At 73.7% G+C, this 24508-nt stretch carries 24 protein-coding genes and 1 riboswitch; of the genes, 12 read left to right on the top strand and 12 right to left on the bottom strand.

The genetic code is table 11. From position 1 onward, the window contains the following. Positions 1-5 precede the first annotated feature (5 nt). Positions 6-416, top strand: a complete 411-nt coding sequence (locus tag JOF36_RS19425) for a VOC family protein (RefSeq protein ID WP_210028705.1) — start codon at positions 6-8, stop codon at positions 414-416. Here JOF36_RS19425 and JOF36_RS19420 read toward each other — a convergent pair. From JOF36_RS19420 to JOF36_RS19405, 4 genes are all read right to left on the bottom strand, one after another. Continuing rightward, complete coding sequence (locus JOF36_RS19420; RefSeq protein WP_210028701.1) at positions 401-541, bottom strand: hypothetical protein; 141 nt, start codon at positions 539-541, stop codon at positions 401-403. The genes JOF36_RS19425 and JOF36_RS19420 overlap by 16 nt on opposite strands. Beyond that, positions 538-2283 (bottom strand): acyclic terpene utilization AtuA family protein, encoded by a 1746-nt coding sequence (locus JOF36_RS19415; protein ID WP_210028699.1) that lies wholly within the window; start codon positions 2281-2283, stop codon positions 538-540. Before JOF36_RS19415 ends, JOF36_RS19420 begins: the two co-directional genes overlap by 4 nt. A 69-nt stretch (positions 2284-2352) precedes the next feature. Then, positions 2353-3750 (bottom strand): MFS transporter, encoded by a 1398-nt coding sequence (locus tag JOF36_RS19410; protein ID WP_210028690.1) that lies wholly within the window; start codon positions 3748-3750, stop codon positions 2353-2355. 129 nt (positions 3751-3879) lie between these two features. Then, positions 3880-4536 (bottom strand): TetR/AcrR family transcriptional regulator, encoded by a 657-nt coding sequence (locus tag JOF36_RS19405; RefSeq protein ID WP_210028688.1) that lies wholly within the window; start codon positions 4534-4536, stop codon positions 3880-3882. Between the two features lie 119 nt (positions 4537-4655). Here JOF36_RS19405 and JOF36_RS19400 point away from each other — a divergent pair, with 119 nt between their 5' ends. Continuing rightward, on the top strand, positions 4656-5603 hold the full coding sequence (locus JOF36_RS19400) for a shikimate dehydrogenase (protein ID WP_307862467.1): 948 nt from the start codon (positions 4656-4658) through the stop codon (positions 5601-5603). Then, positions 5593-7446, top strand: a complete 1854-nt coding sequence (locus tag JOF36_RS19395) for a sugar phosphate isomerase/epimerase and 4-hydroxyphenylpyruvate domain-containing protein (protein ID WP_210028679.1) — start codon at positions 5593-5595, stop codon at positions 7444-7446. Before JOF36_RS19400 ends, JOF36_RS19395 begins: the two co-directional genes overlap by 11 nt. A gap of 53 nt (positions 7447-7499) precedes the next feature. Here JOF36_RS19395 and gcvP read toward each other — a convergent pair whose 3' ends face one another. After that, positions 7500-10394, bottom strand: coding sequence for an aminomethyl-transferring glycine dehydrogenase (gcvP, locus tag JOF36_RS19390; protein ID WP_210028677.1), 2895 nt, complete (start codon positions 10392-10394; stop codon positions 7500-7502). Positions 10395-10546: 152 nt separating this feature from the next. Further along, positions 10547-10642, bottom strand: a riboswitch (glycine riboswitch). Between the two features lie 79 nt (positions 10643-10721). Between gcvP and JOF36_RS19385 the strand changes: the two genes are divergently transcribed. Further along, the gene (locus tag JOF36_RS19385) at positions 10722-11021 is read left to right on the top strand and encodes a YiaA/YiaB family inner membrane protein (protein WP_210028673.1); all 300 of its coding nucleotides are present in this window, start codon (positions 10722-10724) and stop codon (positions 11019-11021) included. A 13-nt stretch (positions 11022-11034) separates the two neighbouring features. Here the strand turns inward: JOF36_RS19385 and JOF36_RS19380 are convergent, their stop codons facing one another. From JOF36_RS19380 to clsA, 5 genes are all read right to left on the bottom strand, one after another. After that, positions 11035-11613, bottom strand: coding sequence for a MerR family transcriptional regulator (locus tag JOF36_RS19380; RefSeq protein WP_372447392.1), 579 nt, complete (start codon positions 11611-11613; stop codon positions 11035-11037). Between the two features lie 229 nt (positions 11614-11842). Further along, positions 11843-12319 (bottom strand): bifunctional nuclease family protein, encoded by a 477-nt coding sequence (locus JOF36_RS19375; protein ID WP_010224693.1) that lies wholly within the window; start codon positions 12317-12319, stop codon positions 11843-11845. 267 nt (positions 12320-12586) lie between these two features. After that, positions 12587-13036, bottom strand: coding sequence for a glycogen accumulation regulator GarA (garA, locus tag JOF36_RS19370; protein ID WP_093337799.1), 450 nt, complete (start codon positions 13034-13036; stop codon positions 12587-12589). A gap of 198 nt (positions 13037-13234) precedes the next feature. After that, positions 13235-13627, bottom strand: a complete 393-nt coding sequence (gene gcvH, locus JOF36_RS19365) for a glycine cleavage system protein GcvH (RefSeq protein WP_210028669.1) — start codon at positions 13625-13627, stop codon at positions 13235-13237. A 9-nt stretch (positions 13628-13636) separates the two neighbouring features. Then, the gene (clsA, locus tag JOF36_RS19360) at positions 13637-14284 is read right to left on the bottom strand and encodes a cardiolipin synthase ClsA (protein WP_307862757.1); all 648 of its coding nucleotides are present in this window, start codon (positions 14282-14284) and stop codon (positions 13637-13639) included. A gap of 158 nt (positions 14285-14442) precedes the next feature. Here clsA and JOF36_RS19355 point away from each other — a divergent pair, with 158 nt between their 5' ends. The 4 genes from JOF36_RS19355 (at position 14443) to JOF36_RS19340 (ending at position 18237) form a co-directional block, all read left to right on the top strand. Beyond that, positions 14443-14970, top strand: a complete 528-nt coding sequence (locus tag JOF36_RS19355; protein WP_210028659.1) for an OsmC family protein — start codon at positions 14443-14445, stop codon at positions 14968-14970. 259 nt (positions 14971-15229) lie between these two features. Then, on the top strand, positions 15230-16138 hold the full coding sequence (locus tag JOF36_RS40950) for an MEDS and STAS domain-containing protein (protein ID WP_210028657.1): 909 nt from the start codon (positions 15230-15232) through the stop codon (positions 16136-16138). Positions 16139-16151: 13 nt separating this feature from the next. Continuing rightward, on the top strand, positions 16152-17105 hold the full coding sequence (locus JOF36_RS19345) for an ATP-binding protein (RefSeq protein WP_210028649.1): 954 nt from the start codon (positions 16152-16154) through the stop codon (positions 17103-17105). A gap of 283 nt (positions 17106-17388) precedes the next feature. After that, a complete protein-coding gene (locus JOF36_RS19340; protein WP_210028645.1) occupies positions 17389-18237 on the top strand; it encodes an AfsR/SARP family transcriptional regulator in 849 nt (282 codons plus the stop codon). A 61-nt stretch (positions 18238-18298) separates the two neighbouring features. On the opposite strand, the gene JOF36_RS19335 is transcribed toward JOF36_RS19340, so the two are convergent. Beyond that, positions 18299-19078: an enoyl-CoA hydratase/isomerase family protein gene (locus tag JOF36_RS19335; protein WP_210028641.1), complete on the bottom strand. Its 780-nt coding sequence runs from the start codon at positions 19076-19078 to the stop codon at positions 18299-18301. 5 nt (positions 19079-19083) lie between these two features. Next, entirely contained in the window at positions 19084-20088 is a 1005-nt protein-coding gene (gene fgd / locus JOF36_RS19330) for a glucose-6-phosphate dehydrogenase (coenzyme-F420) (protein WP_210028638.1), read from the bottom strand. 204 nt (positions 20089-20292) lie between these two features. Between fgd and JOF36_RS19325 the strand changes: the two genes are divergently transcribed. From JOF36_RS19325 to JOF36_RS19310, 4 genes are all read left to right on the top strand, one after another. Beyond that, entirely contained in the window at positions 20293-21147 is an 855-nt protein-coding gene (locus JOF36_RS19325) for a polysaccharide deacetylase family protein (protein ID WP_245350904.1), read from the top strand. A 137-nt stretch (positions 21148-21284) separates the two neighbouring features. Continuing rightward, on the top strand, positions 21285-23123 hold the full coding sequence (gene recQ / locus JOF36_RS19320) for a DNA helicase RecQ (protein ID WP_210035926.1): 1839 nt from the start codon (positions 21285-21287) through the stop codon (positions 23121-23123). Continuing rightward, positions 23120-23854, top strand: a complete 735-nt coding sequence (locus JOF36_RS19315) for a gamma-glutamyl-gamma-aminobutyrate hydrolase family protein (protein ID WP_210028635.1) — start codon at positions 23120-23122, stop codon at positions 23852-23854. The genes recQ and JOF36_RS19315 overlap by 4 nt, the downstream gene beginning before the upstream one ends. A gap of 63 nt (positions 23855-23917) precedes the next feature. Further along, entirely contained in the window at positions 23918-24508 is a 591-nt protein-coding gene (locus tag JOF36_RS19310) for a DinB family protein (protein WP_210028632.1), read from the top strand.

The raw sequence follows: 24508 nt of genomic DNA, 5'->3' as shown, positions 1-24508 counted from the left end.
CGATCATGAACCTCGTGTCGATCCGTATCATCACTGCTGACCTCCCCCGTCTCGTCGCCTTCTACGAGGAGGTCACGGGCCTGCAGGCCGACTGGGCCACTCCTCGGTTCGCAGAACTGCGCTCACCCGCGGGCACCCTGGCCCTCGCCGACGTCGCCACCGTTCCGCTGTTCGGTCCCGGCTCGGCCGTACCCGCGGCGAACCGCAGCGCGATCGTCGAGTTCGTGGTGGACGACGTCGACACGACCCATGCCCGGCTCGTCGACCGGCTCGACGACGTCGTCACGCCTCCCACCACGATGCCGTGGGGGAACCGGGCCCTGCTGTTCCGTGATCCGGACGGCAACCTGGTCAACCTGTTCACCCCGGTCACCGAGGCGGCACGGGCCCGGCAGCGGGCTCAGCTCGCCGGGTGAGCGCCGACGTCGCGGTGCACCGCCGCCATCCCGACCGACGTGGCGGCCAGGGCGGCTCCCGGGTCGAACGCGTCGTCGGTGGCGGGGCCGCGACCGACGACGCGGACGCGTTCGGTGACGCTCACGCAGGTCCCGCCACATGCTTGGCCCGCAGATACTCCCCGACCGACTTGCCGATCTGGTCGACACGCAGGTTCGCCGAGCCGCCCGAGCCCAGCAGCCCGACGAGCACCAGGTGCACCGCACGCAGGTGCGGGAACTCGTGCCGCACGATCGCGCCCTGCGCCTCGGGCAGCAGCTCCTTCGCCCGCGCGGTGGACAGCGTGGCACGCAACCAGTCCCAGTGCGCGGGGTCCGGTGCCCAGACGCCGACGTTGGCGTTGCCGCCCTTGTCCCCGGCCCGGGCGAAGGTCAGCGCGCCGAGCTCGACCGGCTCACCGTCCGGGACCGGGAGGCCCGGTTCCGGGTGCACCGGCTGGGCCAGCTCGTCGGGTGTCGCGGTACGGGCCGAGCGGGGCGCCTCGACCCGGGTGCCGTCGTCGAGGACGGCGTGGTGATCGAGCAGTGCCGAGTCCAGCAGCGCCGGCCAGTACTCGATCCGCGGCCACGGCTCGGCGGCCCGCGGAGCGTGCCCGTCGTGGTGGAAGCCGGGGAAACCCTGCAGGTAGAGCGACCCGACGGCGGGGGCGAACCGGCGCAGTGGTTCCGCCTCGCGGGCGGTGGCGATCACCCGGATCGGCACGGTGGCCGCCCACTGGGTCGCCGGGTTCTCCGCGGCGACGCCGAGCGGGGTGACGTCGAGCTGGTCGACGTGGCCCTCCAGCTGGGCGCGGAGCTGGTTGCGCAGCAGCTCCACCTTGCCCGCGACGTCCGGGGCGGTGCAGAACAGCATCGTGGAGATCTCGTAGCCGATCGGCGCGAACACCGCGACCTTCGCCGTCGGCGGCGGCGGGGATCCGGTGACGGGGCCGATCGCGACGCGGTCCGGGCCCTGCCGGGACAGCTGCACCGTGTCCAGGTGCACGGTCGCGTCCGGGTTGAGGTAGCGCGGGCCCTGGATCTCGTAGAGCAGCTGCGCGGTGACGGTGTCGACGGTGACCGCGCCGCCGTCCGCGGCGTGCTTGGTGATCACCGAGGAGCCGTCGGCGGCGATCTCGGCGATCGGGAAGCCGGGGCGCAGCATGCCCGGCACGTCCCGGAACCCGGAGAAGTTCCCGCCGGTGGCGTGCGCGCCGCACTCGACCACGTGCCCGGCGGTGACGGCACCGGCCAGCGCGTCGTGGTCGTCCGGGCTCCAGCCGTGCCACCAGGCGGCCGGGCCCGCGGTGAGCGAGGCGTCGGTGACCCGTCCGGTCACCACGATGTCCGCGCCGGCCGCCAGCGCCGCGGCGATCCCGAACCCGCCGAGGTAGGCGTTGGCCGCGATCGGCTCGACGCCCCAGTCCTTGAGCGGGGCACCGGTGTCGAGGTGCTCCATCCCGTGGCCGCCGGCGTGGAAGTCGGCGAGCCGCTCGAACACCCCGTCCCCGGCGACGTGGGCGACGCGCAGGTCCGCCCCGGCGTCGGCGATCCGGCGGCGGAGCTCGTCGGCCATCCCTGCCGGGTCGAACCCGCCGGCGTTGGTGACGACCCGGATCCCGCGCCGCGCGATCTCCGCCAGGTGCGGGGTGAGCTGGTCGATGGCGTAGGCGACGTAGCCCGGCTTCCCGCGCCGCGCGGAGGCGGCGAGCGCGGCGAGGGTGATCTCGGCGAGGTAGTCGCCCATGAGGACGTCGACCGGGTCACCGTCCATCGCCTCGTCGACGGCGGAGTAGCGGTCGCCGAGGTAGCCGGAGATGTTGCCGATCCGCAGTGATCGATTCGCCATGCCCCGCACGCTAGAACCGGGTGCGGCGCCGCGGCCAGGGACCGCGGCGCCGTACCTCGTCCGGGATCCTCAGACGCCGGCGCCGGCGCCGGCGCCGACCCGGCTCGGCCGGTCCTGCAGCGTCTCGATGTCCTGCAGGCTCAGGTGCGCGGTCTCCCGGGCGCTGTACGCCGAAGCAGCCGCGACCAGGCAGATCACCGCACCGAACACGGCGACCGAGATCCAGCCGGCGGCGCTGCCTCCGGCCAGCGCGGCCGCGATCGTCGGGGAGAACCCGCCGAGCGCGAACCCGATCTGGGTGCCCACGGCGGTGCCGGTGAGCCGGACCTTCGCCGGGAACATCTCGCCGTAGAACGCCGGCCAGACCCCGTTCGCGGCGCTGTAGACCACCCCGGAGAGCAGGATGCCGGTGACGAAGACGAGCACCAGGTTCCCCGTCGAGATCGCCCAGAGGTAGGCGGCGAGCAGCACGGCGCTGCCCAGCGCGCCCCCGATGAACACGGGGCGGCGCCCGATCCGGTCGGCCAGCGTCGCGAACAGCGGGATCGCGGCCAGCGCGACGACGTTGGCGGCGACGACGACCCACAGCATCGTCGAACGCTCCAGTCCGACGGTGTTCACGGCGAACGACAGTGCGAAGACCGTCATCAGGGTGCTGACCGACGCCACGGTCGCGGCCAGCGACACCCGCAGCAGGTTGGGCCAGTGCCCGCGCAGCAGGGCGGCGATCGGCAGCTGGTCCTTCGTCGCCGGCGTCGGCGCGCCGTCGGGGGTGGTGCCGGCGATCTCGCGCTCGAACACCGGGGTCTCGTGCAGCGTGCGCCGGATCAGGACGCCCGCGACCAGCACCAGCACGCTCGCCCAGAACGGCACCCGCCAGCCCCAGCTCAGCAGCGCCTCCTCGGGCAGCAGCGCGACCGGCAGGAACACTGCGGTCGCGAGGATCTGGCCGCCCTGGGTGCCGGAGAGAGTGAAGCTGGTGAAGAACGACCGCCGGTCCTGCGGCGAGTGCTCCAGCGTCATCGAGTTCGCGCCGGCCTGCTCGCCGCCCGCGGACAGGCCCTGCAGCAGCCGGCAGACGACCAGCAGGGCCGGGGCGAGCGCACCGATCTGGTCGTACGACGGCAGGAAGCCGATCGCCAGGGTGGCGACCCCCATCATGAGCAGGGTCGCGACCAGCACCTTCTTGCGCCCGAGCCGGTCGCCGATGTGGCCGAACAGCACCGCGCCGAGCGGCCGGGCGATGTAGGCGACGCCGAAGGTGGCCAGCGAGAGCAGGGTGCCGGCGACCGGGCTCGTCTCCGGGAAGAAGACCTTGTTGAACACCAGCGCCGCGGCGGTGCCGTAGATGAAGAAGTCGTAGTACTCCAGAGCGCTACCGACCCACGCGGCCAGGGCCGCCCGCCTGGGCTGGGCGGTCGAGGGCAGGCCGCCGGCCGGGGCGGCCGGTGACGGGCTGGGACTCACGGGTCCTCCAGGCAGATGCGTCGTTGCAGAGGCACGGCGGCGATTGCCGCGCTAATGTACCGTCCAGTTACGTACCGAATGGTGAGTTGAGCATCCGGCGCTGTCAACCCGGAGACGTTCGGTACCGGTTCAGGACCGTCCGACGTGCGCCGTCAGGTACTCCACGACCAGGTCCCCGACCATCCGGCGGTAGTGCTCGCGACGGCCGGGGTCGAGCAGGTCCCGCTCGAAGAGAGCGGCGAAGGTGTGCCGGTTGGACAGCCGGAACACGCAGAACGCGCTGATCAGCATGTGCACGTCGAGCGCGTCGACGTCGGCCCGGAACAGGCCCGCGTCCCGGCCGCGCCGCAGGATCCCGTCGAGGACGTCGACGGCCGTCCCGGAGAGCCCGGACAGCTCCGGCGAGCTGCGCAGGTGCTCGGCGTGGTGGATGTTCTCGATGGCCACCAGCCGGATGAACTCCGGATGCGTCTCGTGGTGGTCGAAGGTCAGCTCGGCCACCGCCCGCACGGCTCTCGCGGGGTTGAGCTCGGCGACCTCGAGGTTCTGCTCCAGCGCCCGGATCCCGATGTAGGCCCGCTCCAGGACGGCCAGGTAGAGACCCTGTTTCGACCCGAAGTAGTAGTAGAGCATCCGCTTGGTGGTGCGGGTACGGGCGGCGATCTCGTCGACCCGGGCGCCGGCGAACCCGCGCTCGGCGAACTCGGCGGTCGCCTCGTCCAGGATGTCGGCCCTGGTCCGCTCCGGATCCCGCTGCCGCCCGGTCCCCTGCGGGGCTGCCGACACGTCCGACCTCCTCGTTGTGCGCCGGGGCCGGACGCTACCGCCGCACGGCGACCGGGGCTGGTGCGACTCGTCCGCCGTCCGGTACAACTAACCAGACGGTACATAAAATGGGAGGGCACGTGCAGAGCACCACGACCGCCACCGCGACGACCGGGACCGTACGGACCGGGCTGATCGGCGCCGGGATCGGACCGTCGCTGTCCCCGGCCCTGCACGAGCGGGAGGCGTCCGCGCTCCGGCTGCCGCTGCGCTACGAACGCTGGGACCTGGACGCGCTCGGTGCAGCGCCGGCCGACGTCGGTGACCTGCTCGCGCGGGCCTGCACCGAGGGCTACCGGGGGCTCAACATCACCCATCCCTGCAAGCAGCTCGTCATCCCGCATCTCGACACGCTGTCCCCCGACGCCGCCGCGGTCGGCGCCGTCAACACCGTCGTGATCGGCGCGGACGGTTCGCTGGCCGGCCACAACACGGACTGGTCCGGCTTCCGGGACGGTCTGCGCGAGGGCCTTCCCGGCGCGTCGCCGGACCGGGTGGTGCTGCTCGGCGCGGGCGGCGCCGGGGCGGCCGCCGGCGTCGCGCTGGCCCGCGAGGGTGTGTGCGCGCTGCACGTCGTGGACGTCGACGGCGAGCGCGCCGCCGGGCTCGCCGCCACGCTCACCCCGCTGCTGGCCGCGGGTGCCACCGTCACCGCCCACCCGCGCGACGAGCTGGCCGAGCTGCTGACCGGCGCCACCGGCGTCGTGCACGCCACCCCGGTCGGCATGGCCGACCATCCCGGTCTGCCCTTCGACGCGGACCTGCTCGCCGGGCGCCCGTGGGTCGCCGAGATCGTCTACCGGCCGCTGGACACGGCGCTGCTGCGCGCCGCCCGGGCCGCGGGCTGCCGCACCGTCGACGGCGGGCGGATGGCCGTGCACCAGGCCGCCGAGGCGTTCCGGCTGTTCACCGGCCGTACCCCGGACCCGGCCCGGATGCTCGCCCACCTCGCCGAGCTGGTCGACGCCGAGCAGGCCGGGCACGGGACAGTGCACGACACGGCGCAGGAGGCCGGTCGTGTCGCGTGAGACCCCGCGCCTGTCGCTGGCCACGGTCTGCCTGTCCGGCACGCTGGAGGACAAGCTCGACGCCGCCGCCGTCGCCGGGTTCGACGGCGTCGAGATCTTCGCGCCGGACCTGGTCGCCGATCCGCTCCCACCGGCCGGCATCGGCGCCCGCTGCCGCGACCTCGGCCTGTCGATCGACCTCTACCAGCCGCTGCGTGACATCGACTCCACCGACCCGGACCGGTTCGCCGCCAACCTGCGCCGGGCCGAGGCCACGTTCGACGTCATGGCGGGCCTCGGCGCCGACACCGTCCTGGTCTGCTCGTCGGTCGCCCCGGACGCGGTCGCCGACCCCGACCGGCTCGCCGGGCAGCTGCACACCCTCGCCGGCCGCGCACACGAGCGGGGCATCCGCATCGCCTACGAGGCACTGGCCTGGGGCCGGCACGTGAACACCTGGGACGCGTCCTGGCGGGCGGTGCAGGCCGGCGACCACCCGGCGCTCGGGCTGTGCCTCGACTCGTTCCACGTGCTGGCCCGCGGCTCCGACCCGGCGCCGATCGCCGGCGTCGAGCGCGACAAGCTGTTCTTCCTGCAGCTCGCCGACGCCCGCGAGCTGTCCATGGACGTGCTGTCCTGGAGCCGCCACCACCGCCTGTTCCCCGGCCAGGGCGGCTTCGACCTGCCCAGGTTCCTCGCCCCCGTGCTGCGGGCCGGCTACACCGGGCCGCTGTCGCTGGAGGTGTTCAACGACGTCTTCCGCCAGGCCGACCCGGTCCGCACCGCCGTGGACGCGCGCCGGTCGCTGCTCGCGCTGGCCGAGGCGACGGCGCACCGCGGCGTCGGCACCGATCCGGTCGGCACCGGACCGCCGGCACTCACCGGGCCCGCGTTCGTCGAGCTGGCCGCCGGCCCGGAGCTCGGCCGGGCGCTGCGCGCGCTCGGGTTCAGCCGCACCGGCGTGCACCGCACCAAGCAGGTCGAGCGCTACGAGCAGGGCGACGCCCGGCTGCTGGTGAACGCCGGCGCCGACACAGGCGGCAGCGGCAGCGGTACCGGCAGTGCGATCGTGGCGCTCGGCCTCGAGTCGGCGGACCCGGCGGCGTCCGCCCGCCGCGCCGCCCGGCTCTGCGCACCGCTGCTCCCCCGCAGCACCGGGCCCGACGAGGCGGACCTGGCCGAGGTCTCCGCCCCGGACGGCACCTCACTGTTCTTCTGCCGCACCGCCCCGGACGGCCCCGGCCCGGTCTGGTCGCACGACTTCGTGGCCGTCGACGAACCGCCCGTCCCCGGTACCGGCATCACCGGGATCGACCACGTCGGCCTCACCCAGCCCTACGACGCGTTCGACGAGGCCGTGCTGTTCCACCGGTCCGTGCTCGGCCTGGACACCGTCGCCGACGGCGAGTTCGCCGCACCCTTCGGCCTGATCCGCAGCCGCGCGCTGGCCGATCCCGCCCGCCGTATCCGGATCGCGCTCACCGTGTCGCTGCTGCGGCGCGGCGGGTGGAGCCCCGCCGTGGCGGACCCGCAGTACGTCGCGCTGGCCTGCGACGACGTCGTCGCCACCGCCACCGCCGCCCGGGACGCGGGCGCCCCGCTGCTGGCCGTGCCGGCGAACTACCACGACGACCTGGCCGCCCGCCTGGAGCTCCCGGACGCGACGATGGCCGCGTACCGGGAGCTGGGGGTGTTCCACGAGCGCGACGGCGGTGGCGACCTCATCGGGGTCTGCACCGAGCTGCTCGGCGGGCGACTGTTCCTGATCCTGGTGCAGCGCACCGGGACCCACGACGGTCACGGCTGGGCCGACGCGCCGGTCCGGATGGCCGCGCACCGCCGCTCCCGCCTGCCCCGGGCCTGACCCTCGGGAACCCGCTCATCCGGTGAGCGGGTTCCCGCGGAGCCCCCGGCCGATCAGGCGAAGGCCTCCGGCGGCGGGCAGGAGCAGACCAGGTTGCGGTCGCCGTGCGCCCCGTCGATCCGGCGCACCGGCGGCCAGACCTTGCGGTCGTGCACCCCCGGCGTCCCACCGGCCGGGTAGGCGGCGAGCTCGCGCGGGTACGGGTGGTCCCACTTGTCGTCGGAGAGGCAGGCCGCGGTGTGCGGGGCGTTGCGCAGCGGGTTGTCGTCGGCAGGCCACTCCCCGGCCGCGACCCGGGCGATCTCCCCGCGGATCGCGATCATGGACTGCACGAAGCGCTCGATCTCGGGCAGGTCCTCGGACTCGGTCGGCTCGACCATCAGCGTCCCGGCGACCGGGAACGACATGGTCGGGGCGTGGATACCGTGGTCGATGAGCCGCTTGGCGACGTCGTCCACCGTCACGCCGGTGTCCTTGGTGATCTGGCGCAGGTCGAGGATGCACTCGTGGGCGACGGAGCCGTCGACGCCCGAGTACAGCACCGGGTAGTGCTCGGCCAGCCGCTTCGCGACGTAGTTCGCCGCCGCGACCGCGGTCAGGGTGGCCCGGCGCAGCCCGTCGAGACCCATCATCCGCAGGTACGCCCACGAGATCGGCAGCACGCCCGGGCTCCCGTACGGGGCCGCGGACACCGGGCCGACCCCGCCGTCCTCCCGCGACGTGCGGCCGGGCAGGAACGGCACCAGGTGCTCGGCCACCGCGACCGGACCGACCCCCGGGCCGCCGCCGCCGTGCGGGATGCAGAACGTCTTGTGCAGGTTCAGGTGGCTGACGTCGCCGCCGAACGCACCGGGGCGGGCGACGCCGACCAGCGCGTTGAGGTTGGCACCGTCGACGTAGACCTGGCCACCGGCCTCGTGCACGGCACCGCAGACGTCGCGGACCTGCGCCTCGTACACGCCGTGCGTCGAGGGGTAGGTGATCATCAGCGCGGCGAGCCGGTCGCCGTGCTCGGCGATCTTCGCCCGCAGGTCGTCGAGGTCGACGTCGCCGTGGCCGTCGGTGCCGACGACCACGACCCGCATCCCGGCCATGATCGCCGAGGCGGCGTTGGTGCCGTGCGCGGACGCCGGGATCAGGCAGACGTCGCGCTCGTCCTCGCCGCGCGAGCGGTGGTAGGCGGCGATCGCCAGCAGCCCGGCGAACTCGCCCTGGCTACCCGCGTTCGGCTGCAGCGACACGGCCGCGTACCCGGTGAGATCGGCCAGCCAGGTCTCCAGCTGGGTGATCATCTCCCGGGAGCCCGCGGTGTCGGCCTCCGGCGCGAACGGGTGCAGGTCGCTGAACTGCGGCCAGGTGACCGGCTCCATCTCCGCGGAGGCGTTGAGCTTCATCGTGCACGAGCCCAGCGGGATCATCGTGCGGTCCAGCGCCAGGTCGGCGTCGGCGAGCCGGCGCAGCCAGCGCATCAGCGCGGTCTCCGACCGGTAATCGTGGAACGTGGGGTGCGTCAGGTACCCGCTGGTCCGCCCGAGCTCCGCGGGCAGTGCGTCGGTGGTGGCCGCGTCGAGAGCATCCACATCGGACACTTCGACGCCGAACGCCGACCAGACCGAGCGCAGGTGCGCGACGGTGGTGATCTCCGAGGTGGAGATGCCCACCGCGTCGCCGGACACGGTCCGCAGGGCGATCCCGGCCTCGTGGGCCGCGTCGACCACGGCGCCCGCCCGGCCGGGCACCCGGGCCAGGACGGTGTCGAAGAACGCGTCGTGGACGATCTCGACGCCACCGGTACGCAGGCCGGCGGCCAGTACGGCGGCCATGCGGTGGGTGCGCCGGGCGATCGTCGCCAGTCCCTCCGGGCCGTGGTGCACGCCGTAACAGGCGGCCATCACGGCCAGGAGCACCTGCGCCGTGCAGATGTTGGAGGTCGCCTTCTCCCGACGGATGTGCTGCTCGCGGGTCTGCAGCGCCAGGCGCAGCGCGTAGTTGCCGTCGGCGTCACGGGAGACGCCCACGAGACGGCCGGGCAGCTGGCGGGCGTGCTTGTCGCCCACCGACATGTACGCGGCGTGCGGGCCGCCGAACCCGAGCGGCACGCCGAAGCGCTGGGTGGAGCCGACGGCGACGTCCGCGCCGAGCTCGCCGGGCGGGGTCAGCAGGGTCAGCGCCAGCAGGTCCGACGCGACGGCCACGAGCGCACCCCGCTCGTGCGCCTGCGCGATCAGTGCGGCCGGGTCCGCGACCCTGCCCGACGCGCCGGGGTAGGACAGCAGGACGCCGAAGAACTCGCCGCCGGGAAGGGTGCCCCCGGACAGGTCGGCCACCTCGAGCTCGATGCCCAGCGGCTCGGCCCGGGTGCGGAGCACGTCCAGGGTCTGCGGCAGGGTGTCGGCGTCGACGACGAACCGGGGGCTCTTCGAGCGACCGGCCCGGCGCAGCAGCGTCATCGCCTCGGCCGCCGCGGTGGCCTCGTCCAGCAGCGACGCGCCGGCGACCGGTAGTCCCGTCAGGTCCGAGACCATCGTCTGGAACGCCAGCAGCGCCTCCAGCCGGCCCTGGCTGATCTCCGGCTGGTACGGCGTGTAGGCGGTGTACCAGGCCGGGTTCTCCAGCACGTTGCGCCGGATCACCGACGGCGTACGGGTCCCGTGGTAGCCGAGCCCGATCATCGGCACGGTCACGGTGTTGCGGTCGGCCAGGCCGCGCAGCTCGGCGAGCATCTCGGCCTCCCCTGCGGGTGCGGGGAGCGAGGACCCGACGGGCTCGGGATCCCGGATCGTGCCCGGCAGGGCACGGTCGGCCAGCGCGTCGAGCGAGTCGACGCCGAGCTCGTCGAGCATCCGGGCCAGCTCACCGGGGCGGGGCCCGATGTGCCGGTCGGCGAACGGCAGTCCGCGCTCGAGCTCGGCGAGCGTGCGGTGGTCCTGCTGCGGGTTGGGGCTCACGGCGCCTCCGGAAGGCAGGTCGGGGCAGGGCGGTCGGCCCCTCCCCCTCTGTCCGTGCCCGCTGCGGGGCGCCTGAGAGATTCACCGGAGGCTTCCGGCTTTCCCCGTCGGCGGACCGGCTCCCCGTGGTGCCGATCGCTTTCCAGAGGTGTCTCGGCCGCACGGTCCTGGTGCCTGAGAGATTCCGGGAAGGGATTTGCTCCTTCGGCGCCCGGTCTCCTGCACCGGGGCTCTCCCGCGCGGCGTCAACGACTACCCCTCGAGGATACCGGTCTGCTGCGTACTTTCACGGCGTCGTCCGTGAGCGGGTCGGATCACACTTGCGCCATGACCAACTCCGGCACCCCGAGCCCCACGCCCGCCACGACCGCCGCGTTCCACATGCAGGCGGTCCTGTCCTTCGGCGTCTCGCTGGCCGCCGTCGTGATCGGGACCGTCTACCTGCCGGTCGACGGCTGGGTGAAGGCCTTCCTCGCGATCGCCGTGCTGTACGCCGTCACCTCGGCGTTCACTCTGGCGAAGTGCGTGCGCGACAAGCAGGACAGCCTGACCGTCGTCAACCGGGTCGACCAGGCGCGGATGGAGAAGCTGCTCGCCGAGCACGACCCGTACCGCATGGCCGCGTGAGCGGCAGGCAAGCTCAGGAGATGGCCCGCCGGGCCCGCCGGCGGGCCAGCTCGTCCTCCGGGGCCTCGTCGACTGTGCCGCCGTCGGCGCGCTCCGCCGGGAAGTCCTTGATCACGCCGCTGATCTCGCGCATCGCGCCCGCGACCGCGATGCCGAACACGCCCTGACCGCCCTGCAGCAGATCCACGACCTCCTCCGGGGAGGTGCACTCGTAGACCGTGGTGCCGTCGGAGAACAACGTGATGCCGGCCAGGTCCCGTATCCCGCGCCTGCGCAGGTGCTCGACGGCGATCCGGATGTTCTGCAACGAGACGCCCGCGTCCAGCAGCCGCTTCACGATCTTCAGGACGAGGACGTCCTTGAACGAGTACAGCCGCTGGCTGCCCGATCCCGCCGCGCCGCGGATGGACGGTACGACCAACCCGGTCCGGGCCCAGTAGTCGAGCTGCCGGTAGGTGATCCCCACGACCTGGCACGCGGTCGGGCCGCGGAAGCCGACGAGGCGATCGGACACCCCGTCCAGCCCCTCACCGACGAGCGGGTCCGGGAAGAGCTCTCCCTGGCCCGGCCCCTCGGGTGGTGGCGTATGCACCGCGTGCTCTCCCTCGATCGGCCGCACCGTGGCTCTGCATCGTCACCATCATCACGCTGAGTGACGATGAGTTCCACGGATGTCATCAGTGCTGATGACGGTATGCCCGGTGGACGGGGTGGTCAACGCGGCTCGCCGACGTACGCGTACCGGACACCGCCTACCGCCGCAGCGGGCCGTCGGGCGGTCACGCCCAACGGTCGATCATGGCGCCGAGCGGCGATTTCCGTCAGCCGGGCTGGGCGCCGCGGAAGTCCTCGGGAGAGACGGAGTCGAGGAACTCGCGGAACTTCTCGACCTCGTCCTCCTGCTCGTCGGGGATGACGAGCCCGGCCTCGGCCAGCACGCTCTCGTCGGCGTGGACGGGCACCCCGGTCCGCAGCGCCAGCGCGATCGAGTCGCTCGGCCGCGCGGACACGGTCACCCCGCCGTCGAAGATCAGCTCGGCGTAGAAGGTGCCTTCCTGGAGGTCGGTCACCCGCACCTGCTCGAGGCGCCTGCCGAGCGCCCCGATGACGTCCTTGAGGAGGTCGTGGGTCAGCGGGCGGGCCGGCTTCACCCCCTGCTGCTCCAGGGCGATGGCCGTCGCCTCCACGGACCCTATCCAGATCGGCAGGTAGCGGTCCCCGTTGGTCTCCCGCAGCAACAGGATCGGCTGGTTCGCCGGGAGTTCGACCCGGACACCCACGACGCGCATCTCGCTCATCAGCCCGCCTCCCCGGCCCTTGCGGGCCTGTCGGCCGGCCCGGGTGAACCCGCCACCCCGACCGCCCGGATCACCTTGCTCGCCTGGTCCGTGTCATGCGGGCCGAGGTCGCTCCTGCTCCCGACACCGACACGTTCCGACGCTACACGGGCCGAGCCCCCGATGCGCGCCTCCGGACGGGGAGTGCAGGGGTACTTCGATCATCGTCACACGCTCGTTCCGCACGGCGTGTCGGCTCGACGCCCCGCATTCACGTCCGTGCCCGGATCAGTCCCGGCCGGGCTCACGGGGGCCGGTCAGGAAGACCAGCCGGAACTTGCCGATCTGGACCTCGTCGCCGTTCGCGAGGACGGCGGTGTCCACCGGCTCACGGTTGACGTAGGTGCCGTTCAGGCTGCCCACGTCGACGACGACGAACTCGCCCGCGTCACGGCGGAACTCCGCGTGCCGGCGGGAGACGGTCACGTCGTCCAGGAAGATGTCACTGTCCGGATGCCGGCCCGCACTGGTGGTCGGCACGTCGAGCAGGAAACGCGAGCCGGCGTTCGGACCGCGCCGGACGACCAGCAACGCCGACCCGGCGGGCAGCCCGTCGACACCGGAGACGGCCGGCTCCTCGGTCGGCTGCTCGACGTCGGCGAGGAAGTCCGCCCGGAAGACCGACGTGGTCTCCGGTGCGCGCTCCGGTGGCACGTCGCGCGGGTCGTTCGTGGTCACCTCGGGGTCTCCTCCTGTAGGGAACGGGTCCCGGACGCGGTCCGGGTGGCGATCAGCGGCGCCGGTCGCGCGGAGGCGGCGGTGCCGGTGACGGTGCTGACGGTGCCAGAGGGGCTGAACCTACCGGTACGACCCCGGCGACGATACGGAGAACGCCGCCCGGCCCGGCCGGTGCGTCGGGCGGTCCCGCCGCTTCCCTCAGGTGCCGTCGGCGAACTGCCGGTAGGCCTCGGCGTCGAGCATGCCCGCCGTCGACACGCCCTCGGCCGTCTTGATCTCGACGATCCAGCCGTCGCCGTACGGGGCCGAGTTGACCAGCTCCGGGCTGGCGTCGAGCGCCTCGTTGACGGCCACGACCTCGCCGCCCAGCGGGGCGTAGATGTCCGAGACCGACTTGGTCGACTCGACCTCGCCCATCGCGTCCCCGGCCGTCAGGGTGTCACCGACCGTGGGCAGCTGAACGAACACCACGTCACCCAGTTGGGACTGGGCATGGTCGGTGATACCGATCCGAACCACCCCGCCCTCGGTCTCGCGAACCCACTCGTGGGCTTCGGTGTAGATCAGGTCCGACGGAATCTCCGAGCTCACGCGGCGAGCCTAGCCCCCCGTGCCACCGTGATCGAACCGGGTGGGACCGGGCGGCGGCAGGGCCCGTCCGGGCAGCGGCCGGCGCAGCGCCAGGACGAACTGGGCCAGGTAGAGCACCCCGGACCAGAGGTAGAGCACGACCCCCCAGACCGCGAACGCGTGCGCGATCACCCGCACCACCGCCTCGGCGGTCGACGGCCCGTCCCCGAGCAGCAGCAGCGGGAAGGTGTAGAGCAGGACGAAGGTCGCGGCCTTGCCGACGTACACGACCTCGAACGGGCCGTAGCCGCGCCACCGCAGCACGAGCACGCACCCGGCCAGGACCGCGTCCCGGGCGACCAGCACCAGCACCGCCCACCACGGGACGATGTCGCGCACGGCCAGCCCGACCAGCGCGGCCAGGATGTAGAGGCGGTCCACGGCCGGGTCGAGCATCGCCCCGAGCCGGCTGTACTGGTCGAGGACCCGGGCGAGCTTGCCGTCGAGCCAGTCGGTGAAGCCACCGATCGCCAGCACCGCGACGGCCCAGCCGTCGGCCTCGGGGCCGAGCATCAGCCAGAGGAACAGCGGGACGCCGAGCAGCCGCACCACGCTCAGCGCGTTCGGGACGGTCCACAGCCGGTCCGCACCGGTGGGCGGACCGGCGACGTCGTGCACCGAGTCCCGGACGGTGTCGCGCACCGTGGCCCGGGCCTCGCGCACCGTCTCGCGGGCGTTGCGGCGCACGGCGGCCGTCCGACCCGTATCCGCCTCCCCGCCCACACGGCCAGCCTAGACGGGCCTCCGGGCTGTGTGCGTCGCGCCCGTGGGTGAGGATGGAGGGCGTGACGGACACCGACACCACAGCACTGAAGAACCTCCAGGCCCCGCTCAAGCAGCAGTACCGGGACGACCCGAACTCCGCGGTCGTCACCCTGTCCGCGGACGGCGAGCTGGGCAGCGGCGTCGCCTGCAAGGTGAGCACCGGCCAGGCGCTCGCCGAGGCCGGCCTGCACCCGGCGACCGGGGGCGACGGCACCCAGCTCTGCTCCGGCGACATGCTGCTGGAGGCGCTGGTGGCGTGCGCGGGCGTGACCCTGCGGGCGGTCGCGACCGCCCTCGAGCTCGACGTGACCGGCAACCTGCGGGCCGAGGGCGACCTCGACTTCCGCGGCACGCTCGGCGTCGCGAAGGACGCGCCGGTCGGGTTCCGCGACATCCGGCTGACCTTCGACATCGACACGAACGGTGCCGACGAGGAGAAGGTCGCCACGCTGATCAAGCTGACCGAGCGCTACTGCGTCGTCCTGCAGACGATCAAGGGCAGCGCCACCACCTCGGTCGAGGTCGAGACCCGGTCCTGACCGGGCGGCCGGGCCCGGGCGGCCTGCCGCCACTGGCCCGGCCGGACCCCCTCGTCGTGCGCCGAACGGCGACACCCCCTTTCCTCCGTACGCGCGTGCACGCCAGTGGCGGGCCGCTCGTCGCGTGTCACCGTCTGTTCGGCGCCCGGCACGCTCCGAGGTCTCCGGTGCACTGTTCGGACGTCCGTACGGTGAATCCGTCCTGGAAGGCGTCACAGGGCGTACCCGTGCTGTCCGGGTGCGCCACGGCAGGTGATTCGTGATCAAGCTCGCGGGCGATGTCTCGTCCGGCGATCACGTCTGCGCGATCCCGGACAGCGCCGAGCACCTCGGCGAGCTCGCGGCCGAGTTCGTGGCGCACGGACTGGGCCGCGGCGAGAAGATCCTCTACTTCGACGACGACGGCGCGGCGGACGCGCTGCTGCGCAGGCTCACCGAGGACGGCGTCGAGATCGACGAGCCGCTGCGCCGCGGCCAGCTCGAGATCCAGCCCGAGGAGGCCACCCGGGCGACCTTCCGCACCCGGCTGCCCGACATCCACGCCGGCATGACCGCCGAGATCGCCCGCTACCGCGACGAGGGCTGGGCGGGCACCCGGCTGACCGGTCAGATGCACGCCACGCTCGCCCCCGGGGCCTCGGGCACGCTGCCCGAGTTCGACGGCCTGCTGGCCCGGCTGATCCGGGAGAACCGGGAGTCGCTCTCGGCGCTGTGCACCTACGACCACGAGCACTTCCCGGACCACCAGATCGACATCATGCGGGCCCTGCACCGGGACCACATGGCCGTGACCGGGGCCTACGACGACGGGCTGCTGCGGATCGTGCGGGTCGGGGCCGGGCACGCGCGACTCGCCGGCGAGATCGACCACAGCAACCGCCCCAAGATCACCACGCTGCTCCACCAGCAGCTGGACGCCGTGCTGCGCTCCGCCGACGCACCGGCCGACATCGGCCTGGACATGGCCTCGGTCCGGTTCGTCGACGTCGCCTCGGCCGTCGCGTTCGTGCACGCCGCGGAGAGCTTCCCCGCGTCGCACCGGCTGGTCCTGCACCGGGTCCGGCCGCGGGTGGCGCGGATCCTCGACCGGTGCGGGGCGGCGTTCTCCGCGCAGCTCGTGTTCGACGACGACCCCCCGCAGCTCGACCCTCCCCCGCCCGCCCGCTGACCGGAGCGCTGCGATGCAGATCAACGCCGTCCCACGCCCGCCGGGCTTCGTGCACGCACTGGTGCACGCCGACGACCCGGGCGAGATCGTGTCGCGGGTCGTCCCGGCGGCCACCGCCGCCGTGCGGGACACCGGCGCGCAGCTCGCGCTGGCGGTCACCGAGCCGGTGGAGCAGGCACTGCGCGACGAGCTCGCGGACAGCGGGGCACGCGTCGGGAAACTGACCACGCTGACCCGCTCGGCCCGGGAGTCCGGCCAGACGGTCGCCGCGTGGCGGTCCCGGGAGCTGCGGGCGCTGTCCTCGTCGGGACGGCCGGTGCTCGTGATCGCCCAGCACGACCCGGAGCTCGACGGCGTCGACGGCGGCTTCTGGATCGAGCTGGAGGCGGCGCTCAACATCTCGCTCGACGGCCTGCCGGTCACCCAGCTCTGCGTCTACCCGCGGCTGCCGCTGCACGGCACCGTCGGCGACGCCGCCCTGGCCAACCATCCGCTGCGGCTGGGCGCCGGTGAGCTGCTGCCCAACCCCGCGCACCGCTCCCCCGCCGAGGTACTCGCCACCTGGGCGTTCGCACCGCCGCACCTGCTCGGGCCACCGGACCTGCGCCTGCAGTACAACACCTTCGAGCTCTCCCGGGTGCGCGAGGCCGTCGCCGGGGCCGCCCGGACCTGCGCCTTCGACACGGTCCGTGGGCAGGACATGGTGCAGGCCGTCAACGAGGTCGCCACGAACGCCGTCGAGCACGGCTCACCGGAGGCGGGGCTGTCGGTGTGGGCCCGACCGGGCGAGCTGGTGTGCGAGGTGCACGACCGCGGTTCGGTCGCGCTGCCGCTGATCGGCCTGGCTCCGCCGCACCCGTCGCACGCACGCGGGCGCGGGACCTGGATCGCCCGCCAGCTGTGCGACAGCCTGCACGTGTGGCACGAGCGCGACGGCACCCACGTCCGGCTCCTGAGCAGGTCCTGAGCCCGCCCGGTCGGCACCACGAATCGGTACCACGTGTGGGGAAACCCTCGCCCGGCTCTCACATCGTGGACCAGGCTCGGCTATCCTGACCCGGCGAGCACACCGCACGGAGACGCCGCCCGCCGTCCGTGCTGGTGCGGTTTCGTCGTGTCCTCTCCGCGCCCCGCGGTCTCCCGCCCGGGCGGCGCGCCTCGGCTCGGCGCAGCACCACCTGCGGGCCGCATGCCACGATCGATCCGGGGAAACCGCCATGTCCGACGATCACTGTCGATCCAGTGAGTCCATGCCGAGCGGCGACACCGACGGTTCCGTACCGCACGTACGCGTGCTGGGCGCCTTCGGCCTGCGGGCCGGGGGCCAGGCCGTCCCGCTGCCGGTGGACTCCCGCCGGCTGGTCGCCTACCTGGCCGTGCACGCCCGCCCGCAGCCGACGGCCGCGCTGGCCGCGGACCTGTGGCCCGGGATCGGCCCGGCCCCGGCGGCCCGGCTGCTCGACGAGGCCGTCACCGGCGTCGACGTCCCGGGGCTGCTGACCGCCGACGACCGGGGCCGGCGGCACCTCGACGAGAACGTCGTCGTCGACCTCACCGAGGCGATGTTGCTGGTCCGCGGGCTGTCGGCACCGAGCACGGTGCGCACGGTGCGGGAGATCGGCTGCCCGGGCACGGCGCTGCTGGAGGCGGACATCCTGCCGTCCTGGACGGCCCCGTGGCTCGCGGTCGAGCGGGAGCGCTTCCGCCAGCTGCGGCTCTTCGCGCTCGAGGGGCTGTCCGGCACGCTGACCGACGTGGGCCGGCACGACGACGCCGTCGCCGTCGCCCGGCGTGCCGTGCAGAGCGCCCCCAGCCGCGAGCGGTCCCGCCGCGCGCTGGTCGAGGCGCTGCTGGCCGGCGGGCAGGTCGCCGAGGCGCTTGCCGAGTACGACCGGTTCCAGCAGCTGCTGCGCAACAGCGTCGGCGCCACCGCGGACTCCGAGCTCGACCGGCTCCTCGCGCCGCTCGACTCCGGCTGGCCGCTCGGCCCGGGCCTGCACCGCCCGGTGCAGCGCTGGGGCGTCGGGATGCCCGGCGCGGCCCGCCCGGACCGCCGCGGGCGCCGGCTGGCCGCCGGCAGCCCGGCCAGCGGCCGGTAGCCACTCCTGCCACAGGACGGCCCGGCCACGTGATCGTGGCCGGGCCGCCCGTCGTTCGTGGTCAGTGGAACTGCGGGCGCCGCTTCTCGGCGAACGCCGTCAGACCCTCGGTGCCCTCCGGACCGCCGGCGCAGGTGGCGATCGAGTCGGCCTCCGCCTCCAGCTGCTCGTCCAGGGTCGACTCCCAGGTCCGGCCGAGCAACCCGCGGATCCGGCCGAGCGCCGCCGTCGGCCCCTGGGCCAGCCGGTGCGCGAGCGCGGCGGCCTCGTCGTCGACGCCGTCGTCGTCGACCAGCGAGGCGAGCAGGCCGAGCCCGCTCAGCGCCTCGGCGTCGAGCACCTCGTCGGTGAGCAGGATCCGCCGCGCCCGAGCCGCACCGACGAGGCGGGGCAGGGTCCAGGACATGCCGCCGTCCGGCGAGAACCCGATCCCGGGGTAGGCGGGGCGCATCCGGGTGGAGCTCCCGCCCACGGCGAGGTCGCAGGCCAGCGCCACGCTCATGCCGGCGCCTGCGGCCCAGCCGCGCACGGCGGCGACGGTCGGGACCGGGCTGTTCACCAGCGGGCGCTGCATCGCGTGGAAGATGTCGGCGACCTCGTGGACGTAGGCGTAGCGGTCCTGCGCCCCGGCGAAGTCGCGGACGTTGCCGCCGGTGCAGAAGTTCTCGCCGTCCCCGTGCACGAGCACGGCGCCGACGCCGTCGGGACCTGCCGGGTCCTGGTCGGCGAGCTTCGTCAGCGCCTCGGTGATCTCCTGCATGGCCGGCCCGTCGAGGGCGCCGTGGCGGCCGGTGGAGATCCGGCAGCGCAGCACGCGCCCGTCCTGGACGACAGCGCTCATCGCCGTCACCCCAGCTTCCGCAGCTTCGGCAGCACGTCCTCGGTGAACTGGGTGAGGAAGCGCTTCTGGTCGCCGCCCGGCCCGTGGACGACGAGGTGGTTCAGCCCGGCGTCGAGGTAGGGCCGGATCTGCTCGACGGCCTGGTCCGGGTCCGAGGCGACGATCCACCGCTTCGTGACCTGCTCGATCGGCAGCTCGTCGGCCAGGCGCTCCATCTCCTGCGAGGAGCCGACCGAGTGCTTCTGTTCCGGGGTGAGCGAGAGCGGCGCCCAGAACCGGCAGTTCTCCTTCGCCGCCTCCGGGTCGCGGTCGTAGCTGATCTTGATCTCGATCATCCGGTCGATCGCCCCGGCGTCGCGGCCCTCCTTCTCCGCACCCTCGGCCACGCCCGGCAGCAGCTTGTCGGTGTAAAGCTCCATGCCCTTGCCGGAGGTGCAGATGAAGCCGTCGCCCTGGCGCCCGGCGTAGCGGGCGACCATCGGGCCGCCGGCCGCGATGTACACCGGCACCGGCTGCTCGGGCCGGTCGTAGATCGTGGCGTCGACCAGCGTGTAGTAGTCGCCCTCGAAGTTCACCACGTCCTGGGTCCACAGTGCCCGCATCGCGCGGACGGCCTCGCGCAGCCGGGCGAAGCGCTCCTTGAACTCGGGCCACTCCATCCCGGAGACGGCGATCTCGTTCAGCGCCTCACCGGTGCCGACGCCCAGCGTGGTCCGGCCCCCGGTCAGCATCGACATCGTCGCGAACGTCTGGGCCAGCACCGCCGGGTTGTAGCGGAACGTCGGCGTCAGCACCGAGGTGCCGATCTGCACCCGCTCGGTCCGTTCCCCGACCGCCGCCATCCAGGGCAGCGCCGCCGGTGCGTGCCCGCCGGTGTGCCGCCAGGGCAGGAAGTGGTCCGAGGCCCAGACGCTGTCGAGCCCCAGCTGCTCGGCGAGCACCGCGTACTCCACGAGGTCGCGTGGGCCGAACTGCTCGGCCGACGCCTTGTATCCGATCTTCAGATCCACGGATCAGTCCTTACCGCGTGCCGGGCGCGCGCGCCGGTCGACGCGCCGTGTCCTCGCAGACGTTGCTACACGTCGGCCGCCCCCGGCGCACGTCCCGGTCCGCGGGACCCGGGCACGTACCTCGATCGGCGTGTCGGCCGTCACCCCGCCGGACCGTCTCGTACCGTGCGATCCACTGCCGTCTCACCCGATCGAGGTACATCGATGCTCGATGCGCGACAGCGGGTGATCCTCTCTCAACTACTCCGGCCGCCCTACCTGCAGCGCTGGGTGGTCCTGCTCGTCGTCGTCGCCGGGATCCTCGTGCTCACCGGTACCGGGCTCGCCCGGGTCGCCGGCGGACCGGCCCCGGACGCCGTCGAGCAGGGTGCGCTGCAGGCCGCTCCGGCACCGGTGGGTCCGGCGGTGCGGACGGCGACGGCCGCCGGTGGCCGCACGGTCGCCCTGACCTTCGACGACGGCCCGGACCCGGTGATCACCCCGCAGGTGCTCGACCTGCTCGCGCAGTACGACGCGCCCGCCACGTTCTGCACCGTCACCCAGCGCGCGATGGAGCACTGGCGGCTGGTCCGGCGGATCGTCGCGCAGGGCCACCGGCTCTGCGACCACACCTCGGACCACGACCCGGCCCTGGCGAGCGCGCCCCCGGCGGACATCGCGCGGGCGATGGGGATCTCCCGGGCCGAGCTGATCACCGCGGCGGGCGGCCCCGGTGTGCCCGTGTCCCTGTTCCGCGCCCCGCAGGGCGCCTGGTCACCGGCTCTGGCCGAGGCGGCCGCGACGAGCGGGATGACTCCCCTGGGCTGGTCGGTCGACACCCGCGACTGGACCGGCGTGCCGGCCGCGACGATCGTCGCGACCGTGCAGCGGGACCTGCACGACGGCGGTGTGATCCTGCTGCACGACGGCGGCGGGCCCCGCGCGGAGACCGTCGGGGCGCTGCGCGAGCTCCTGCCGTGGCTGCGCGACCAGGGGTACCGCATCGTCCTGCCGGACGACCCTGCGGCGCCTGCCGCGCCGGACGGTGCCGGATCCGCGGAGCCGGACGAGGCCCGCTGACCACGGCTCGTACGATCGGACCCGTGGTCGACGCCCCGGACGAGATCCCGCTCCCGCCCGAGCCCGATGACGACCACGGCTGGGAGCCGCCCCCCGAGGAGCACCCGGTCGGGGATCTCGCGCCGGCGCCGGCCGCGGTGGCCTCGTCGGACCCGCACGAGGTGCTGCGCCGGGTCTTCGGCTACGACGCCTTCCGGGGCGACCAGCAGGCGATCGTCGAGCACGTCACCGGCGGGGGCGACGCGCTGGTCCTGATGCCCACCGGCGGCGGCAAGTCGCTGTGCTACCAGGTTCCCGCACTCGCCCGTTCCGGCACCGGCGTCGTGATCTCGCCGCTGATCGCGCTGATGCAGGACCAGGTGGACGCCCTGCGAGCGCTCGGCGTGCGGGCCGGCTTCCTCAACTCGACCCAGGACGCCGACGAGCGCCGGCTCACCGAGCAGGAGTTCCTGGCCGGCGAGCTCGACCTGCTCTACCTGGCCCCGGAACGGCTGCGGGTCGAGTCGTGTGTCCGGTTGCTGGAGCGGGGCCGGGTCGCGTTGTTCGCGATCGACGAGGCGCACTGCGTCGCCCAGTGGGGGCACGACTTCCGCCCGGACTACCTGTTGCTCTCCGAGCTGCCCAAGCGCTGGCCGGACGTGCCGCGGGTCGCGCTCACCGCGACCGCCACCGACGCCACGCGCACCGAGATCGCCCAGCGCCTCGAGCTGACCGGGGCCCGGCACTTCGTCGCGAGCTTCGACCGGCCGAACATCCAGTACCGGATCGTGCCCAAGGGCGAGGAGCGCAAGCGGCTGCTGGAGTTCCTGCGCACCGAGCACCCCGGCGACGCGGGCATCGTCTACTGCCTGTCCCGCAAGTCCGTCGAGCAGACCGCGGAGTTCCTGTCCGCCCAGGGGGTCCGCGCGCTGCCCTACCACGCGCGGCTCGACGCCGCGGTCCGCCGCGAGAACCAGGCCCGGTTCCTGCGCGAGGACGGCCTGGTGATGGTCGCGACGATTGCGTTCGGGATGGGCATCGACAAGCCGGACGTCCGGTTCGTCGCACACCTGGACCTGCCGAAGTCGATCGAGGGCTACTACCAGGAGACCGGCCGCGCGGGCCGGGACGGTGAGCCGTCGACGGCGTGGCTGGCCTACGGGCTGCCCGACGTCGTCCAGCAGCGGAAGATGATCGACGACTCCGAGGGCGACGCCGCGCACAAGCGCAGGCTGGCGGCGCACCTGGACGCGATGCTGGCCCTGTGCGAGACGACCGAGTGCCGCCGGGCGCAGCTGCTGCGCTACTTCGGGCAGGATCTCGGCACCGAGCGGTGCGGGAACTGTGACACCTGCCTGACGCCGGCGTCGTCGTGGGACGGGACGGTCGCCGCCCAGAAGGTGCTGTCCGCGGTGTGGCGGCTGAAGAACGAGCGCCGGCAGAGCTTCGGCGCCGTGCACCTGATCGACATCCTGCTCGGGAAGCGGACGCCGAAGGTCGAGCAGTTCTCGCACGACGAGCTGTCCGTCTTCGGGATCGGCTCGGACCTGTCGGAACCGCAGTGGCGCGGCGTGATCCGTCAGCTGGTGGCACGCAGGCTGCTGGCGGTCAGCGGGGCGTACTCGTCGCTGGAGTTCACCGACGCCTCCCCGGCGGTCATGCGTGGCGAGCAACCGCTGACCTTGCGGACCGAGCCGGAACGCACGGCGCGTGCGGCCCGGAGCCGGTCCAGGGGCGGGTCGGGCGCCAAGACGGCGGTGGAGCTGTCGGCGGCGGCCGCGCCGGTGTTCGAGCGGTTGCGTGCGTGGCGCGCCACGGCGGCGAAGGAGCAGGGCGTACCCGCCTACGTGATCTTCCACGACGCGACGCTGCGGGAGATCGCGTCGCGCTCCCCCGCCGACCGGGCCGCCCTCGGGACGATCTCCGGGATCGGTGAGGGCAAGCTGACCCGCTACGGGGACCAGGTACTCGAGGTCGTGCACGGAGGAGACACGTGAGACCGCTGATCGGGATCAGCAGCTACGCCGAGTCGGCCAGCTACTGGATCATGGAGGACGAGGACGTCGTCCTGCTGCCGCGCAACTACGTCGACTGGGTCGTCGCCGCCGGGGGCGTTCCGGTGCTGCTCCCGCCGGTCGAGGGCTCCGCGGACGCGGTGGACTCGCTCGACGGGCTGATCGTCGCGGGTGGCCCGGACATCGGCCCGTCGAACTACGGCGCCGCCCCCGGGCCGCACACCGACCCGCCGCGGGTCGAGCGCGACGCCTCCGACCTGGCCGTGCTGCGCCGGGCCCTCGACCGCGAGGTGCCGGTGCTCGGGATCTGCCGCGGGCACCAGCTGCTGAACGTCGCGGCGGGCGGGACGGTGTACCAGCACCTGCCCGACGATCTGGGCGCCGAGGTCGCCGCGGTGCACGCGGCCGGGCCCGCGGACTTCCTGCCGGTCGACGTCGAACCGGAGCCGGGGTCACAGATCGAGGCCGCGCTCGGGACCGGCCCGGTGCGGGTCCGCTGCCACCACCACCAGGCCGTCGCCCGGCTCGGGTCCGGGCTGCGCGTCGCCGCGCGGTGCGGGGACATGATCGAGGCCGTCGAGACCGAGGGCCCCGGCTGGGCCGTGGGCGTGCAGTGGCACCCCGAGCGGGTGGCGAGCGATCTGCGGCTCGCCCGGGCGCTGGTCGACGCGGCCGCCGGTCGCGCCGGTGGGCAGGTGCGGCGCGCCGGCTGAGCTCACCCTCGCCGGAGTGGTTGCGGACCGTCGTCGTCCGGGTCGGGTCCTACCGTGGCGCCCATGACGACCCCTGCCACGCACATCGACTGGAACGCGGCGTTGCGCGAGCAGCTCACGTTCCACTGGGAGACCGCCCTGCGACCGCGGTTCGCCGGCCTCACCGATGACGAGTACCTCTGGGAACCGGCCGGCGGGGCGTGGAGCGTGCGCCGCCGCGGCGCGTCCGCCACCCCGCCCGGCGCGGGCTCCGGGGAGTGGGTGTGCGACTTCGCCTTCCCCCAGCCGGACCCGCCCCCGGTCACGACGATCGCCTGGCGGCTGGCGCACGTGATCGTCGGCGTGTTCGGGATGCGGGTGCACAGCCACTTCGGCGGGCCGGCGATCGACTTCACCTCGCACGCCTACGCCGGCACCGCGGACGAGGCCCTGGCCCAGCTCGACGACGGGTACCGCCGCTGGGTGGCCGGCGTCGCCGCGCTCGGCACGGACGGGCTCGCCCGCCCCTGCGGGCCGGCCGAGGGCCCGTACGCCGACGAGCCGCTCTCGACGCTCGTGCTGCACATCCACCGCGAGGTGCTCCACCACGGCGCCGAGATCGCGCTGCTGCGCGACCTGTACCGGGCACGTGGGGGCACTCCCGTCACGCGGTGA

The organism is Pseudonocardia parietis (assembly GCF_017876315.1).
GTDB lineage: Bacteria > Actinomycetota > Actinomycetes > Mycobacteriales > Pseudonocardiaceae > Pseudonocardia > Pseudonocardia parietis.
The sequence above is the reverse complement of the archived record's forward strand: the minus strand, read 5'-3'. Positions and strand labels throughout refer to the sequence as shown.

Excerpts from the sequence above, each read along its gene's own strand:
- JOF36_RS19335 (WP_210028641.1), bottom strand. The coding sequence starts at position 19,078 with ATGAGCGCTGTCGTCCAGGACGGGCGCGTGCTGCGCTGCCGGATCTCC.
- JOF36_RS19355 (WP_210028659.1), top strand. The coding sequence starts at position 14,443 with ATGGAGGGCGTGACGGACACCGACACCACAGCACTGAAGAACCTCCAG.
- JOF36_RS19385 (WP_210028673.1), top strand. The coding sequence starts at position 10,722 with ATGACCAACTCCGGCACCCCGAGCCCCACGCCCGCCACGACCGCCGCG.
- JOF36_RS19340 (WP_210028645.1), top strand. The coding sequence starts at position 17,389 with ATGCCGAGCGGCGACACCGACGGTTCCGTACCGCACGTACGCGTGCTG.
- JOF36_RS19375 (WP_010224693.1), bottom strand. The coding sequence starts at position 12,319 with ATGAGCGAGATGCGCGTCGTGGGTGTCCGGGTCGAACTCCCGGCGAAC.
- JOF36_RS19345 (WP_210028649.1), top strand. The coding sequence starts at position 16,152 with ATGCAGATCAACGCCGTCCCACGCCCGCCGGGCTTCGTGCACGCACTG.
- JOF36_RS19310 (WP_210028632.1), top strand. The coding sequence starts at position 23,918 with ATGACGACCCCTGCCACGCACATCGACTGGAACGCGGCGTTGCGCGAG.
- JOF36_RS19325 (WP_245350904.1), top strand. The coding sequence starts at position 20,293 with ATGCTCGATGCGCGACAGCGGGTGATCCTCTCTCAACTACTCCGGCCG.
- JOF36_RS19415 (WP_210028699.1), bottom strand. The coding sequence starts at position 2,283 with ATGGCGAATCGATCACTGCGGATCGGCAACATCTCCGGCTACCTCGGC.
- JOF36_RS19425 (WP_210028705.1), top strand. The coding sequence starts at position 6 with ATGAACCTCGTGTCGATCCGTATCATCACTGCTGACCTCCCCCGTCTC.